The following is a 17224-nucleotide window of genomic DNA, read 5'->3' as shown; positions in this document are numbered from 1 at the left end:
AAGCTCGCACTCCAGCCCCCCATTGCACCCACCGCTCCCTCGCGTGGCGTGAATTCAGCAGGAGTTTGCTCATGGAAAAGCTTGGATCGCGTTTGAGAAAAGAACGCAAACGGTTGGGGCTGACGCAAATCGCGTTCGCCAGAATTGGCGGCGTCGAACCCAACGCCCAGGGTCACTACGAAAGTGGCCATCGCTCACCCAAGGCCGATTACCTTCAGCGCGTCTGTGATGCTGGCGTCGACATGCATTATCTGTTCTCCGGCAACACCCTGCTGGGCACTGCGGACAGACTGGATGCCGAGGATCAGACGTCTTCAGGCAGAACGCTCCCCAGCAATAACCGCGAAGTGATCATTTCAAATCGCAATGCGGTGGGCATTCTGGGCACGCTGCACCAGACCCTCAACGACACGACCCAGGTCATCGCCGACGTCGCCACCTCTTTCAGCACGCGCCACGTTGACACCCGCGAAGAGCAATTTGCCGCCCAGGTGCGGGACTTCCAGGAAGACTCACGCCGCTTCATTGGCTTGGCCATGATGAAAGTCCAGCAAAGCGCCTGATCGGCAACGCCCGGTGCCCTCCTGTCAGCAGCGATGAGCGCCGCTGTTGCCCTCCCAGGCCGATTTCACAGAACAACCGCCGCCACGGGCATGCTCGGCGTTGAGCCGATCCACTCCAGCGTCTGCTCAAGGGGCATCGGCCTGGAGAACAGGTAGCCCTGAACCAGCGTGCAGCCGAGGGTCCGCAACGCCTCCAGCTCCGCCTCGGTTTCAACACCTTCACTGACGCACTGCAATTCCATGTCCTGACTCAGGGCCAGCAATGATTTGACGATCTTGAAACTGGCGGCGTTCTGGTGAATGTCGGTGATGAACGAGCGATCGATCTTCAGCTTGGTCAGCGGCAAGGCGTGGAGCTGGCTCAGGCTTGAGTAGCCGGTGCCGAAGTCGTCCAGGGAAATGCCGCAACCCAGTTCACGAAAGGCATTGATCGCCCGTTGTGCCTGAACGAGGTCTTTGATGACGGCGGTTTCAGTGATTTCCAGGTCCAGCCGCGAGGCGTCGAATCCGCTCTGGCGGATCACCTTGATCAACTGTTCGACAGCGTCCATCGACGAGCAATCGTGGGCCGACAGGTTGAACGCCAGCCGGACATCTGCGGGCCATAACTGCGCCGCGTGCAGCGCTTTTTCAAGCAGCGGCGGCGTCAGTCGGTTGATCAGGCCAATTCGCTCGGCCACGCCGATGAAGTGCCCCGGCGCGACGCTGCCCAGCTTTGGACTCACCCACCGGGCCAGCGCTTCGAACGCCACCGTTTTGGAGGTGCGGATGTCGACGATCGGCTGAAACACCAGGGTGAATTCTTCCGCAACATTGGCCTGGCGCAGGCCCTGCTCGGTCAGCATGTCGCGCTTGAGGCGCTGATGCTGACTCGGCGAGAAAATGCACAGCTCGCCAGGTGTTTCGCGCTTGCTGGTATAGAGCGCGTAATCGGCGAATTCATACGCCTCGGTCGAGTTGCTCGCAAGGTCCGGAAACACCACCAGACCCATGGAGGCGCTGATGCTGACGTGAATATCGCCGATCACGAAGGGCTGACGCATGGCGCGGCACAGCGACTCACCCTGTTTGATCAACTCACTTTCGTCACCGGCCCTGACGATGATGAGCCCGAACTCATCGCCGCCCAGTCGGGCCACGTGCAGTTGCTCGCTGGCAAACGCCCGCAATCGCTGGCCGACCTGACGCAACAGCTTGTCGCCTATGCCGTGGCCATAAGAGTCGTTGATCGGCTTGAAACCGTCCAGATCGATCATCCCCACCGCCAGCCGCGTGTCGCCGTGCCGCGCCTGTTTGAGCGCACGATCGAGCAAGGTGAAAAACTGCCGTCGGTTGGGCAGGCCGGTCAGGCTGTCTTCGTTGGCCAGCCGTTGATTGTCGTCGCTGAGCTTTTCCGTGCGGATCTGCATGTTCACCAGCCGAGTGAACTCGCCGTAGTGGTTCTGCAGCACCACGATCATCGCCAGCGAGACGAGGAACACGTTGGCGGCCATGGCGGTGTAGGTAGCGTTGCCGGCATTGGCAAAAAACGCCACGAAGGCGATGTTGACCACCGCCGTGGTCATCATCGCCGAGGAGGGCAGGTGCATCAGGCAGAAGATGCAGACGATCACCGTGATCGCCATATAGAAGGCCACATGGGACTTGGTGTAGGTGTCACCGTAGGGAAACAGCAACAGCGCCCAGATCGTGAAGCCGAACGCAATGACCACCGTGACCTGATTGGTGCGGGTCAGTTTCTTGAAGATCTGCTCGGTGGTCAGGGTCTGACTGCGGCTCTGCCACCAGAGGACCGCGCGTACGGTACCCACCAGGGTCAGCAACAGCGGGATGTACACCGTCAGCCACAGCGGCGCGACGCCGTAATGGGTGGCGGCCAGGGCCAGGGTGTTGATCAGCAGAATGACGTACATCATCGGCAGCTGCCTGGACAGCGCGATGTATTGCGCTTCCATCAGTCGCGTATTGTCTCGCTGGACGCAGACCAGCGCTTTCAATCGATCTAAAGACGGGAATTTCATAAATAGGGACCCAACGCGCGCAATTTCAAAAGAACGACCACCCCACAACTTGCAGCGCTGCAAAACGTTATGACTGTCCCGGGCTATCGGCGGCGCGGTGAGATTCTGTAACAGCGTGGTGCCTGCCACCCGGGCGTTTTATCACCGTGGGCTCTTGGCTGCCGGGGCGTGCGTCGAAGAGTGGGGCGTAGGGGGAGGCAACTTGCTACGGGGCGAGTTGCGTTGCTACGGCCTACCCATTGGAACGGATGTCCGCGTGGATGGGTTCAGCCTGACCAGGGCTCGGCTGACGAACGGCGCGACTCACGAAGCGACGACAGGGCCCGTATCAACATGGCGCGCCGATCTGACGGGGTCGCTGAATCATTCGCTGCCGCCCCAGTCAATGCTATTGGCCATCTTCTATAACGATCAGGAAAAGGGACACGTTCATGTTTGCGCGCGGCGATGTTTATAACGAGTGGACGCAATCACCAGCGAGTGATGAGAACTATACCGAAGCGGCGGAGAACGGCTGTCAGCTGGAGGTCCGGGCGCGGGCCAATGGCGACACCCTTGACGTTCTGGTTTGCGTTTATGCCGCTGATGGCGAAAGGGTGGTGGAACATCTGGAGAGTCTTCCGGCGTCCGGGTGGACCGTCGAGCAAGGGCTTGTCAGGGGACGTGACCAGGCCGAGCGTATTGCCGCAGGTGACTCCGACGGCCTGCCGTTAATTGCTGATATCCGAAACTATTCGAATGAATGATTAGCGTCCGCCGGCGCACTTAATACATCTTTTTGGTGGGTGCGCTAGATCAACTAACGCGTTGAAACAGCCATTAAACCGCTCGTCTCGAAATTTCAAATTCACGATGAACATCCTTCAGCCAACTACGGTCAACTTTTTAACGGGCCATTGTATGGCCTGTTTCATTGGCATGCATTGAATCAATGTTCTTAGCGTCCCGGTTATAACGCGGCCTGCAGCCGCCCTTGAAAGCCTGAGGCCTCGATAATGGAGACTTTCAATGCGGTCATCCCCTTAGAAGAAGCTGCCACAGGCTGATCCCTGGTCTGCAGCTCCACCCTGCGCGGTGAGTCAGTCGTCCACCCAGATGGAAACCAAACAACGAAATCGACCCTGTGAACGAGATCAAGACCATGCAACATACCCAACACTACCGCATTGAATACTTTTTCCATGGCAAGCCACGATGGTTCTACGTGTGCGCCAGGCAAATGGATAACGCTGAGGCGTGGCACTGGGCTGCAGTGGACGCTGGAGTGGCCGACATCCCCAAATACCGGAGTGACAGAGCCATCAAACTCTCCAAGCCCAAGGCCGAGCGATTGGGCATCGATGCGGTGAGCTGGAAGTCGGCTTGATTCAGACGTTTTCCCCATGGGCTACGTGTTGATTGAAGGGCGTGCGATCTAACTAAAGCCGCCCCTTGAACCTTGTTAGATCCCGTTGAAACTTGCCTGCCTGTTCCAGGCTAATAGCCGGTCCTCTGTGGAAAATTCCCGTGCATGACCGGCGTTAGTCGGGAAGAGATGAGGGGTCTGAATCTTTCACCGCTTTAAGATCACCGCTGATCGTTCCGACATTTCCACAGCCAAAACTTCCGGCGTCCAATCGGGTCAGCCTTAGACTCAAATCCCGAACCCCGCCACACCGCCGGAGCCAGCCCATGACATCGCAGCCGCCACAACCGAGCCCAGCACTGAAACGCGCGATTACCGGGCCGATGCTCTTGCTGTTCATCCTCGGCGACGTGCTGGGCGCCGGGGTGTACGCCCTGGCCGGGACCATCGCCGGTGAAGTGGGCGGGGCGATCTGGGTGCCGCTGCTCATCGCCCTGTGCTTCGCCATGCTCACCGCAGGCTCTTACGCCGAACTGGTCACCAAATACCCTCACGCCGGTGCTTCAGCCGTGTTTGCCGGCAAGGCGTTCAAATCGCCCTTGATCTCGTTTCTGGTGGGCTTCTGCATGCTGGCAGCGGGCGTGACCAGCGCCGCAGGGTTGTCTCTGGCGTTCGCTGGCGATTACATGGCGCCCTTCATCGACCTGCCACCCCATATCGTGGCGTTGATCTTCCTGGTGGTCATCGCTTTGCTCAACGCCCGCGGCATTAAAGAATCGTTGTCCGCCAACCTGGTGATGACGGTGATCGAAGTCTCGGGCCTGCTGTTGGTGATCATCGCGGCGGTCTGGTTCTTCCGCTCCGGCGACGGTGATTTGTCCCGCGCCGTGCAATTCAAGGAGGGCGTCAACCCGGCGTTTGCGGTGCTCGGCGCGGCGTTGCTGGCGTTTTATTCGTTCGTGGGCTTCGAGACCTCGGCCAATCTGGCGGAGGAGGTGCGCAACGTGCGCACGGTCTACCCTCGCGCGTTGTTCGGTGCGCTGCTGATCGCCGGCGCGATCTACATGGGCGTCGGCATCGCGGCCGCCACCGTCATGCCTATCGAGCAGTTGGTGCATTCCTCGGCACCGTTGCTGGAAGTGGTCAAAGCGTCGAACCTCGGCATTCCTCCGCGGCTGTTCGCCTTTATTGCGCTGGTGGCCGTGGCCAACGGCGCGTTGTTGACCATGATTATGTCCAGCCGCCTGGCATATGGCATGTCGCGCCAGGGCCTGCTGCCCAACGCGCTGTCGAACGTGCTGCCTGAGCGGCGGACGCCGTGGGTGGCCATCGTCGCGACGACAGTGGTCGCGATCATCCTCACCCTGACCGGCTCGCTGGCAACACTGGCGGAAACTGTGGTCCTGCTGCTGTTGTTCGTGTTCATCAGTACCAACCTGGCCGTGCTGGTCCTGCGCAAGGACACCGTCGAGGCTGACCACTTCCGCGTGCCGACCTGGGTGCCGGTTCTGGCGATCGTGTCATGCCTGATTTTGCTGACCCAGCAAAGCGCCGAAACCTGGCTGCGCGCCGGGGCACTGATGCTGGTGGGGGTGGCGCTGTATTTCCTTGCGCGAGTGGGCGGAACACGGCCTGCGTTCAATACCCATACGGTGGACGCCGACGCCGAGTACTGATCTGGCGCCACGGGGATCGGCGACGCAATGTTGCCGATCTCTGCCGCATCTACCAACACCCTGCCGCACCTTGAACTTCCCGGTCATTCCCCATCGCCATCATGCGCAAGAAGTTGCGCAGTGGGCCGCCCCTGACTGCCTGCTTAGCGCCCTGCATGGGGCGTCGTTTGTCGCGTGCAGAGGAATGCGCAAGAAGTTGCGCAGGGGTGCGCAACTTCTTGCGCACATTCCCCTGGACGGTTAACCCGACGTCACCCCAAGCCCGCAAAAATCCCCCGCAAACCCTTGTGGCATAAGGGCCGCGCTCCTTCTGGCACGGCCCTTGATATCTCCGTCGTCCTCTGGTTACGCGAACAACCCTGATTGATCGCGATTCCCAGACCGCGGAGAGCACCGCCGACCCCTGGCGGCTCGCTGTCCTTCCACGCATTCGCAGCCGCTGATCGCCTCCTTTGCATCAACGTCTGCCGCCTCAGCGCACAAGGAACAAGGGATGTTCGCACCGGCCAACCAAGCCCCATTCAGCCTGACCCTCAATGGGCAGGACTCACTGTTTCAAGTGCTGTCTTTCACCGGCCGGGAGCGCCTCAACCAACCGTTCGAATTCGAGCTGGAGCTGGTCAGCGAAAAGGCCGCGCTCGATCTTGAAAGCCTGCTGCACGGGCAGACGTTTCTGCAATTGGCCGACGACGGCACCGGGATTCACGGACTGGCGTACAGCATCGCCCAGGGTGATGCCGGCAAGCGGCTGACCCGCTACCGGATTTCCCTGCGACCACAGTTGGCTTACCTGGCGCACCGGATCAACCAGCGCATTTTCCAGCAGATGACGGTGCAGCAGATCATCAGCCAGGTGCTGGAAGAGCACGGCATTCTCTCCATCGATTACCGGTTTCAGCTCGGTGCGACCTATCCCGAACGCGTCTACTGCGTGCAGTACGACGAATCTGACCTGCATTTCATCCAGCGCCTGTGCGAAGAGGAAGGGATTCACTTTCATTTTCAGCACAGCGCCAAGGGCCATCTGCTGGTGTTCGGCGATGACCAGACGGTATTCCCGAAACTGGCGCCGGTGCTCTACCAGCAGGACACCGGACTGGTCGCCGACGCCCAGGTGATCAAGCGCTTCGGTCTGCGCATGAACACCCGCACCAGCCGCACCACGCGGCGTGACTACGACTTCACCAAACCGAAGTTCCAGCTGGAAAGCAGCGCCAAAAGTGCGGCCATCCCGGACCTCGAAGATTACGACTACCCCGGCCGCTTCGCCGATCGCGAACGTGGCCGCCATCTGGCCCATCGCGCCCTGGAGCGCCACCGCAGCGACTATCGGGTGGCTGAGGGCAGCAGCGATCAGCCACGCCTGGTCAGCGGCCATTTTCTTGCCCTGACCGGGCACGCCAATCCGTTGTGGAATGACCTGTGGCTGCTCACCGAGATATTCCACGAGGGCAAACAGCCGCAGGTGCTGGAAGAAGTCATCACCAGCGACGTCACCGACCTGAAAAGTGACTTCCATCAGGGCTACCGCAACCGTTTCAGCGCGACGCCCTGGGACGTGCACTACCGGCCGCCGCTGGAGCACCCGAAACCGAAGGTGCTGGGCACCCAAAGCGCGGTTGTCACCGGCCCCGAAGGTGAAGAGATTTACTGCGATCAGCACGGCCGGGTGAAGGTGCAGTTTTTCTGGGACCGCGAAGGCCAGCACAACGACAAAACCAGCTGCTGGATGCGCGTGGCCTCGAACTGGGCCAGCCAGAACTTCGGCGCGATCAACCTGCCGCGGGTCGGCATGGAGGTCCTGATCACCTTCCTCGAAGGCGACCCCGACCAGCCCCTCATCACCGGTTGTCTGTACCACGGCGCTCACTTGCCGCCGTACAAGCTGCCCGATTTCAAGACCGTGGCCACGGTCAAGAGCAAGGAATACAAGGGCAGCCGCGCCAACGAATTGCGCATCGACGACACCACCAGCGAGATCAGCATTGCCCTGCGCAGCGATCACGGCGCCAGTGCCATCAACCTCGGCTACCTGACCCATCCACGGCCCGCTGGCGGCCAGCCCAGAGGCGAAGGTTTCGAGCTGCGCACCGACCGCCATGGTGCGGTCCGGGCCGCTGCGGGCTTGTTGATCACCACCGAGCCGCGTCCCAACGAATCCAGGCACCACAAGGACTTGCCGGAAACCGCAGAACGCCTGGCCACTGCCGCCGATCAGCAGGACGGCTTCGCGCTGCAAGCCAAGGCGGTCCAGGCCCAGGAACCCGGCGACCAGGATGACGTCGCCAAAGCCCTGCACGCCCAGCACCAGGGCGTGCTCGGCAGCGGTCCGGCGAACAAGAGCGCCAATGAGTTTCCGGAGTTCACCGAACCCCATCTGGTTCTCGCCAGCCCGGCCGGCATCGCCCTGACCACGCCGCGTTCAAGCCACATCGCCACCGGCGAACACCTGGCGCTGAGCAGCACGGGACACACCAGCTTTTCCGTGGGTAAACGCCTGCTGGCCAGCGCCAGCCAGGGCATGCGCCTGTTCGTGCAAAGCCTCGGCTGGCGTCTGGTGGCCGCCTCCGGTGACATCGACGTGCGCGCCCTGAAGGACAGCATCAACCTGCTGGCCAAACTCAACATCACCGCCAACGCCGAGCGCATCACCCTCACCGCCAAAACCGAGCTGGTGATTCAGGGCGGCGGCAGCGCCACCACTTACAATGCCGCCGGCATCACCCACGTCACCACCGGCCCGTACACCGCCCACGCCGCCAACTTTGCCTACACATCGGCGAAAAACCTCGCCGGCGTGTTCCCCGAGCCACCGAAGCCGGGCGAGGGTGACCTTCAGCTGTTCAACCAGTACGCGGGTCAGCAAGGCATTCAGGGTGGCGGCTTCGAGGTGATCGATGCTCTGGGCCAGCGGCTCAAAGGCTCGCTTGATGCCAAGGGTTTCGCGGCGGTTCCCGGCGCTGCACCCGGGCCTGGAAGGGTGGCCTTCGGCAAGGACCCGGCCGACACCTGGGCAGACGGCAGTTTTATCGGCACGCCCGAATGGCCGGTCATGCCGCCGAGTGCGGGCGAGGTTCCGGCGCCGTTAGACGCGGCGGTTAGTGAAGGGCTGCCGACCAAGAATTGGGATGTTGCGCACGTCATGAAGGCTGCAGTTGACGCCGGGGCGGCGGGATTGGGCTTGCCGCCGCTTGCGACCGCGGCTCTGCCGATCGCTTCAGGCCTTCTGAGCGGGGTGATCAAAAGCGGGAAGCTTCCGAGCCTGCCAGTGCCGACGGTGGATGAGGACTTGCTTGAAGTGTCGGGCCTGCTGGCCGGCGAGAAGTTGTCATGAGTACGGGCATTGGGGAGCGCGATGGTCAGGTGGCGATCGTTCCGCTTGATCTGATTCAGCTTGAGGACGTTGGGGCTGGCGCGGCCAATGTCGATGCCTGGCTGCAGGAGATCAGCGGCGGGGTGGTTTCGCTTGAGAGGATCAAGAGCGCTGCGGGCTTTCTGCCTGTGGTGGGCAACGTCATGGCGCTGGTCGATGCGCTGAATGACATCGTTCGGCTCGCGACGAGCGAGAAGCGTGATCCGCTGGATTGGGTCAGTTTGGGCATCAATTTGATTGGCGTGCTGCCGACGCCGCCGACCATGGCGGCGGCGCGCATGAGCTTGCGGCCGACGTTGTTTCTGGTGCGTCAGGAGATGCGTCAGGCGGGCAAGTTGGTGCTTGGAGACTCGCTGGTTGAGGTGCTGATTGGGCACCTCAACGCCGACATCGTTGGGACGCTTGATGATTTTGTGACGCAGGCGCAGGCCAAACTTGCTGGCATTCTCGATGACGCGGGGAAGCTGGGCGAAGGGGTGCTTTTTGAGATCGCTTCTGGTCTTGAAAAGTTGGTTAACCCGGGGCTAAACGCCAAGGCCGATTTGCTTGAGGCGGAGCAGTTAGTTCAGGCCGCTGGGGATCTCTGGGCCTACGATCCTCAGGCGGCGATTGGCAATATTTTTGCGGCGGCTGCGGAGGTTTGCGTTGCTGCGGGCAAGGGTGCTGTCAACGGCGCCGTTGAACATCTGTTGCCTGAAGCCGTTAAAAAAGAGGTGGTCAGACAGGCCAAATTGTTGCGCGCCATGGCGCCGGAGCTTCGGACCCAGATTACTGGTCTGGCTGATCCTGGAGTTCAGAATTCCATTGGTTCGTTGCTGCTGACGCTGGGTGATGCGGTCGTCAGTTGGCGGTCGCGCAATGGGCATGGCCAGGCCTTTAACATCAAGCCGGGGGTGGTTAATCAGGCCAAGCGCCGGGCCGGCGAAGGCAAACTTGAGAAGGTTCAGCGGGAGACGCCTGCCAAGGGGCGGCCTAACGAGCTGAAGAATTGTGCCTGTGCGGCGACCATCAAGAGCATCAGCTTTTCGATGGGCTCAGAGTCGGTCAGTCATACCGATTTCAGTCTGCCGGGGCCGTTTCCGATTGAGTGGACGCGCACCTACTGCTCGAGTCTGGATGCCTACGATCAGGACGTTATTGGTGCGCGGTGGATTACGCCGTTTACCACGCGCTTTGATTGTGTGGATGAGGGCTTGGTGTTTCATGATGCCGATGGCCGCAGCCATGAATTCCCTCTGCCCAAGGTCAAGCTGTTCCACTTCAACGCCATTGAAAACCTGACCGTTATTCGCCTCAGCAAAGATCGGTTAGTGCTGATGCGCGGCCTGGAACACAGGGAAACCTACATCAGGCGGGGTCTGCGTTTTGTTTTGATCAACAAGGTGCTGCCCAATGGTGCCGGGGTGATGCTGCATCACGAGCATCGGCATGATGGGCATTCGGTGCTCTCTGAATTGGTGACTTATCGGGAAAAGGACGCCCGTAAAGTCCACTTGCGAATCGGCACGTTGATTGATGATCAGGGACGGTTGACGGGGCTTTGGGAAGTTCGTAACGGCGACGTCAAACGGCAACTGTGCGCTTATCAGTACGATGATTTTGGTGACCTTGTTATGGCCCAGGACGAGAACGGCGCTGCCTGGCGCTACCAGTATCATAACCACCTGATTACCCGCTACACCGACCGCACCAATCGTGGTTTGAATCTGCAGTCGCAAGGCACGGGCCCCGACGCGAAAGCCGTGCGCGAATGGGCTGACGACGGCAGTTTTGATACTCGGTTGGCGTGGGATGAAAACATTCGTCTCACCTACGTAACCGATGCGCTCGGTCACGAAACCCGGCATTTCTACGACAGCCTCGGCTACACCTATCGCATTTGCCACGCGGACGGGCGTTCGGAGTGGTTCTTCCGTGATGCTGCAAAAAACATCATCCGCCACGTCCACACCGACGGCAGCACGGATCGTTATCGCTACGACAAGCTGAGCAACCTGACGGAGCACACCCGCGCTGATCACAGCGTGATGAATTACGCGTACGACGATAAAAGCCACCTGATCAAGATCAGCGATGGCGAAGGCGGGCTTTGGAAACGGGATTACGACCTTCGCGGGAACCTGATCGAGGCGATTGATCCCCTAGAGAACGTCACTGAATACGCCTACAACACATTCGGCCTTCCTACGGCGATCAAAGACGCCAACGGCAATACAAAGGCGTTGGCCTACAACGACGCCGGACAACTCGTTAAGTACACCGACTGCTCCGGGAAGGTAAGCGCTTGGGAGTACGACGAACGCGGCCAGATGATCCGCTTCACCGACCCGGCCGGGCATAGCACGACGTACGAGTACAAATTAGGTCAGTTGGTCCTGGTCAAGCACCCTGACAAGACCGAAGAACGTTTCAGCCGCGACGCCGAAGGTCGTTTGCTGGCTCATTCTGATGGTCTCGAACGCTGCACCACCTGGCGTTACACCGCTGCGGGATTCATCGCCGAACGCGTCGACGCCGCCGAGCAAACCCTGCGTTACCGCTGGGACAAGCTTGGCCGGCTGGTGGCGCTGGAAAACGAAAACGAACGCCGCGCGCATTTTCACTACGATCCCGTCGGCCGGCTTGTGGAAGAGCGCGGTTTCGACGGGCGCTCGACTCGCTATCAGTACGATCCGGAAACAGGACGGCTTGCGGGGACCATCAACGACCAGCGCACCATCGCACTGACCTTCGACCCGATGGGCCGCCTGACTGAACGCCGTGCCACGCTTGGAGAGAAATCCCAAAGCGAAACCTTCGCCTACGACGGCAATGGCCATCTGATCATGGCGACCAACGCCATCAGCAAGTTGCAATGGTTTCACGATCCGGCCGGCAACCTGCTGCGAGAGCATCAGCATTACTCGAATCTGGATAAACCACTGGTTGCCGTCTGGCAGCACGAGTACGACGAGCTCAATAACCGCGTTGCGACTATCCGTCCTGACGGCCATCGCGTCAGTTGGCTGACCTATGGCAGCGGTCATCTGCTGGGGCTGAAACTGGACGAGCACGAACTCCTCAGTTACGAGCGCGATGATCTGCATCGCGAAGTCGCCCGCCACCAGGGCAACCAACTCCTGCAAACCCAAAGCTGGGACCCGGCGGGACGCCTGCAAGAGCAACTGCTAGGACGTCCCGACGACAAAGCCACACTCATCAAACGCGCGTACACCTACGACGCCGCCGGCCAACTCACCGACATCGACGACAGCCGCCGTGGGGAGTTGAGCTACCGATACGATCCCGTCAGCCGACTAATCAATGCCACCAGCCGCCTGGGCGTGGAAACCTTCGCTTTCGACCCGGCCAGCAACCTGCTCAACGACAGCGACGCGCCAGTCCGCCGACCTTTAGATCCCGAGCCAGTCCGCCACAAGCTGATCGACAACCTGCTGCGCGACTACGCCGGCAGCCACTACGAATACGACGAGCGCGGCAACCAGACTGAGCGCTGGACCAACGGCCTGCGCAGCGAGCTTCACTGGGATCTATTTGATCGTCTGGTGCACTTCCGAGATTCGCGCCTGACTGTCGACTTCGGCTACGACCCTCTGGGACGGCGCCTCTACAAGTTCTCCAAAGCCCACTACCGACCGCGCCCGGAAGCCGGAACCGGCTGGAACGAAAACGAACACGCCCGCAAAGAACGCGAACTCGGCTGCGGCTTCACCCTGTACGGCTGGGACGGCGACAACCTGGCCTGGGAAAGCAGCCCACCGCCATACGCTGGCGCCCTCGGCCGGACAGTGCATTACATCCACGAGCCCGGCACTTTCGTCCCGGTGGCCCAAGCCATCCGCCACGAAACCATCCGCCTCGTCAGCCAGCCGACCTACGAAGGCCGCTACAACTTCAAAGAAGACCCGCTCTGGAACTACAAACCCGTCGCGCTACCGATCGATGCGTTGGCCTGGTACCAGTGCGACCACCTCGGCACCCCGCAGGAAATCACCGACCAAAACGGCAACACCGCCTGGAGCGCGCAATACAAAGCGTGGGGCGAAGCACAGGAAAACCGTTCGGAGTTCGCCCAACAGATCGGTCTGACCAACCCAATCAGATTCCAAGGCCAGTATCACGACCACGAAACTGGCCTGCACTACAACCGGCATCGGTACTATGATCCAAGGGTCGGGCGCTTTATCAGCAAGGATCCGATTGGCTACAGTGGTGGGCTAAACCTATACCAGTACGTGCCGAATCCTACGGCTTGGATCGATCCTCTAGGATTAGCTCGGATATTCAAGAATGCTCCTTATCACGGAACCTCAGACAATGCAGTTAAAAGCCGTGCGCCAACTAACGGCCAAGTAGCGCTGGATAACTCAGTTCAAGTTAAAGAAACATCCCATAGACGAGTCGGGGTAGATGTAGAGAATAAGGAGTTCGTCGTGCTGGATAGGACCGAAACTTACCCAAATGGAGACGAAGAATTTCATGGGCACGTACGTTGTTGGTGCGATTTGCACAACGAACAACAATCGGCATTCAGAAAAGCTGGCATGGTAACAGGCAAAGGGAAGATCAAAAAATGAGCGCAACCACCCCCCCATATAGCCAAGAGGAGCTCGATGTTATGTTGCGGTCGGAAGATGCGGCGGTAACTACGGATGCTCTTATGTATCTGTGTTTTAACATTGATGATCCGCAATGGATTCAGCTCAAGTGCATAGAAGCAATAAAGAATCATCGCGACGAGGGCGTCAGAGGACTGGCACTGACATGCATAGGTCATGTTGCCCGCATGCACAAAGTAATCGACAAATCTTTAGTCATGCCGGTGCTACTTGAAAAGCTTAATCACACGACCTTGGCTGGTAGAGCTCAGGATGCTCTTGACGACATTGAAATATTTATCAACCGATGACAATGTCTAAAGTGAGAGGGGCGACCCCATTTAGTTAAGGGAGACGGACCCCTTGAACTAGTACCATATTGGTATTCGGTACCCTAAAGATTTACTTATTGTCCGGGGGAGACCGCACGGATTATGAGCTATGAATTCAGATTAGTATTCGAGGACTCGCTTTCAGCTCGCCATGTCCTTGACTCGGTGAAAACCAGTACGGCATATATTGGTGCGACTGGCGAATGTATTTACTTAAAAGAACTGAGTGTGAAAAGTGAAGCAGCTTATGATGTGAGACTAACGCTAGAGGACGCTAACTCACTCTGGCTCGAAGTAGGCTTTCGTTCCCCGAATTTATACGAGTTGCTGAGGGCTGCAATTGGCACCAAACAATACAGATGCTTAGAAGGTGGGGCGCAAGATGATGAAGTTCTAATACACGAGGCCTTTCGTCTTAAGCATACTCCAGCAGTACAGAGGAGTTGAAGCGCACGGACCCCTTGAGTTCTCACTTTAACTCTCAGAAAAACCGCACTTGCAAGATGGGTAGGCCAAAAGGGGACGGACCCCTTTGAGTTTTGCGCATCGACATGGCGTGAAGTCTGTTGCACAACTAAAAAACTTACTCCGGGGCGCTACCTCAACAACCCTCAGGAACGACGGAAAACCTCTACCAGGTTGTCGGTCATGCTCAGTGGTAATGAAGATCTTAGGTATAAAAGACCGGGTATCAAAATGATTAACGATCAAGAACCTCTGGTTATAAAAGCTTTAGAGCAGGATCTGATTAGAAGCGGATATTCATATAATAAGGTTAGACGCCATTTTGCAGCATTTTTGCTTGAACTCTTCGAGAACGGGACCTTGAGAAAAATTTTTGGTGAAAGACTGCCAAACCTAGTGCCGCACTTAAAAGAAGCGGTTGCTAATGAAGAAATGGATCGCAATAACGTACTCTTCGAAAAGCTAAGAGGAGAATTATGGGAGCTCGACGAGCAACAGTGCGGACCGGATGCTGACCTCTCGCACCTAGCACGATGTGTACTTGTCTGCTTTGGAACGGAAGATCGTTGGCTAGAGGGCGATTCAGGAGACCTTACTCCACTTTACCTTTACTACATGTATCTGAGGAGGGTAGCACCCGGCCTGCAACCGTTGCTGATTAGATACTTCTGCCGGTGCTTGACACAACACTAAATAGGGGCAAACGTTTTTAAGTATTAAGTTGAAACGATACCCAATCCTATAGCTCCATTTCCGCTCGGCAGCCAGGGCATTGCTTAGAGGTTGCGCTGAGCTAGTCTGCCTCGATAATGGGGCTAAAGGGGACGGCTAAAGGGGACGGACCCCTTTAACTTTCTAAGTAATCGACAAATCTTTAGTCATGCCGGTCCTACTTGAAAAGCTAAAGCACAGGACCTTGTCTGGTAGAGCTCAGGATGCTCTTGACGACATTGAAATATTTATCAACCGATGACTATGTCTAAAGTGAGAGGGGCGACCCCCTTTGACCCTTTGAGGCGCAAACCATTTGAAAGATATGGCAGCAGCTCCATTACTCTCTAATGCGTTTAAACATCGGTTTGCTTTCTTTGTCAGCGTTTTGGATACATCGGAAATCTACTTTGCGGTTTAAAGAGGACGTACCTTTTAACAAGAGCCCAACCCAAGTCGACGGCCGCTCGGCCGTCGATGCAGCAAGTTAAATAGCCTTACACCGCAAACCCAGTCCCGCGCGTATTCACAAACAGCGAATAAATCGAGTGACTGCTCGCCATAAACAGCCGATTCCCTTCGCGTCCGCCGAAGCACAGGTTCGGGCAGCGTTCTGGCAACGAAATGTGCCCAATAGCCTTGCCCTGGGGATTGAACACCCGCACGCCGTCGAGTTTTTCCAGGTCGGCCTTCGGGTCGCCATTCCCACCCCAGCCGCACCACAGGTTTCCCGCTTCGTCGCACTTGATACCGTCGATGGCGGCGTAGTCCAGGCCTTCGATATGTTTGCGCCGTTCGCCCAGTGTGCCGTCGTCCTTGATCGCGATGGCCCAAATCAGGCGGTTGGGTTTGGCGCGGCCTTCGACGACGTACAGGGTTTTTTCGTCAGGGGAGAAGCACAGGCCGTTGGGACCGGCGAGGTCGTCGACCACTCGTGTGACTTTCTTGCTCTCACCGTCGATGCGGTAGACGGCGTGGGGCTGGGGCGGGGTGATTTTGTGGCCTTCGTAGTTGTTGCTGGTCTGGAAGGGCGGGTCGCTGAACCAGATCGAGCCGTCGCTTTTGCAGGTGATGTCGTTGGGGGAGTTGAAAGGTTTGCCGTCGAAGCTGTCAGCCAGCACGGTGACCGTGCCGTTGTATTCTGTGCGGGTGATGCGCCGACCTTCGCTGGTGGTGGTGGAACCTTCGCAGACGATGAGACGGCCCTGGCGATCGCGGCACATGCCGTTGGAGAAGTTGGAATGCTCGCGGTACACCGTGAAGGTGTCGGTAATTTCATCCCAGCGCATGATGCGGTTGTTGGGGATGTCGCTGACCAGCAGATAGCGACCATCGCCGACCCAGACCGGGCCTTCGGCCCAACGCATGCCGGTGGCGAGTTTTTCCACGCTGGCGTTGAAGACGCGCAGGTCGAGAAAGCTGTCGTCGAGAATGTGAATGAGCGGGTCCGGGTAACGCTGGCTCAGGGGTTCTGCAGCAGACCCTAGGCGGGGTAGAGCGGCGCTGCCGACGGCGGCTAGTGTGGCGGAAACGGCGAGGGATTTTTTCAGGAAGCTGCGGCGCGTGTTGCCGCTTGAGCGTTCAGCGGTTTCAGCGTGTTCGGGCAAGGCGGACAGGGATGAGTCCATGTAGCGATCTCCGTTCTATTATTTTTTTACGGGGATCTAGTAATACCTAAGGATAAGACATCGTACAAGTTAATGATGGGAGGTGTATTCAGCTCGCCGCCAAAAAATATCGGTGCCCCGACCTGCCCATTCCCGGCTAAAGCCGGTCCCACTAAAAGCAACGTATGCAGTCAGTGGGACCAGCTTTAGCCGGGAATGGACGCGGAGCGTCAAGGGTTGCATTCCCACGCGGAGCGGGGGAACGATCTAAGCGTTGAGCCGCAAGAGTGATGGCGCCCAAACCGGCCTCTTCCCGGCTAAAGCCAGTCCTACAAAAGCAGCGCGTGCATTCAGTGAGAATGGCAGCAACCTCGACCGTGGAATTGGGTTCAGCCGGGAAGCAGCGGAGCTGCACTTGATCTGCTTTTGATCTTCGTACCCAAAAAGTCCAGACGACACCTATCGCGACTTGGGTGCAGGCTGAACGGAGGTCTCGTGGAGTGGGCCGAGCCGCATGGATGCGGCGAGAGCCG

Annotated in this window: 9 protein-coding genes and 1 pseudogene; 8 read left to right on the top strand and 2 right to left on the bottom strand. The window is 58.5% G+C overall.

Translation table 11 applies throughout. The features are described 5' to 3' along the window. Positions 1-71: 71 nt before the first annotated feature. Positions 72-266, top strand: a pseudogene (locus tag M1E04_RS13235) (helix-turn-helix domain-containing protein); the annotation flags it as partial. A 362-nt stretch (positions 267-628) separates the two neighbouring features. Here M1E04_RS13235 and M1E04_RS13230 read toward each other — a convergent pair. Then, the gene (locus M1E04_RS13230) at positions 629-2584 is read right to left on the bottom strand and encodes a putative bifunctional diguanylate cyclase/phosphodiesterase (RefSeq protein WP_369318022.1); all 1956 of its coding nucleotides are present in this window, start codon (positions 2582-2584) and stop codon (positions 629-631) included. A gap of 431 nt (positions 2585-3015) precedes the next feature. Between M1E04_RS13230 and M1E04_RS13225 the strand changes: the two genes are divergently transcribed. The 7 genes from M1E04_RS13225 (at position 3016) to M1E04_RS13195 (ending at position 15066) form a co-directional block, all read left to right on the top strand. Then, entirely contained in the window at positions 3016-3330 is a 315-nt protein-coding gene (locus M1E04_RS13225) for a hypothetical protein (protein ID WP_456291467.1), read from the top strand. A 395-nt stretch (positions 3331-3725) separates the two neighbouring features. Next, positions 3726-3950, top strand: coding sequence for a DUF6555 family protein (locus M1E04_RS13220; RefSeq protein WP_456291466.1), 225 nt, complete (start codon positions 3726-3728; stop codon positions 3948-3950). 305 nt (positions 3951-4255) lie between these two features. After that, positions 4256-5605 (top strand): APC family permease, encoded by a 1350-nt coding sequence (locus M1E04_RS13215; protein ID WP_369318020.1) that lies wholly within the window; start codon positions 4256-4258, stop codon positions 5603-5605. 493 nt (positions 5606-6098) lie between these two features. After that, a complete protein-coding gene (locus M1E04_RS13210; RefSeq protein ID WP_456291465.1) occupies positions 6099-8939 on the top strand; it encodes a type VI secretion system Vgr family protein in 2841 nt (946 codons plus the stop codon). After that, complete coding sequence (locus tag M1E04_RS13205; RefSeq protein WP_456291464.1) at positions 8936-13555, top strand: RHS repeat-associated core domain-containing protein; 4620 nt, start codon at positions 8936-8938, stop codon at positions 13553-13555. The genes M1E04_RS13210 and M1E04_RS13205 overlap by 4 nt, the downstream gene beginning before the upstream one ends. After that, positions 13552-13887, top strand: a complete 336-nt coding sequence (locus M1E04_RS13200) for a hypothetical protein (protein ID WP_369318017.1) — start codon at positions 13552-13554, stop codon at positions 13885-13887. Before M1E04_RS13205 ends, M1E04_RS13200 begins: the two co-directional genes overlap by 4 nt. Before the next feature lie 669 nt (positions 13888-14556). Then, positions 14557-15066, top strand: a complete 510-nt coding sequence (locus M1E04_RS13195; protein ID WP_456291463.1) for a hypothetical protein — start codon at positions 14557-14559, stop codon at positions 15064-15066. A 515-nt stretch (positions 15067-15581) separates the two neighbouring features. Here M1E04_RS13195 and M1E04_RS13190 read toward each other — a convergent pair. Further along, positions 15582-16712, bottom strand: coding sequence for an SMP-30/gluconolactonase/LRE family protein (locus M1E04_RS13190; RefSeq protein WP_456291462.1), 1131 nt, complete (start codon positions 16710-16712; stop codon positions 15582-15584). Positions 16713-17224: the final 512 nt, after the last annotated feature.

The sequence above is a fragment of the Pseudomonas sp. AK106 genome, assembly GCF_053903055.1.
This window is presented reverse-complemented; position numbering and strand designations above follow the sequence as displayed.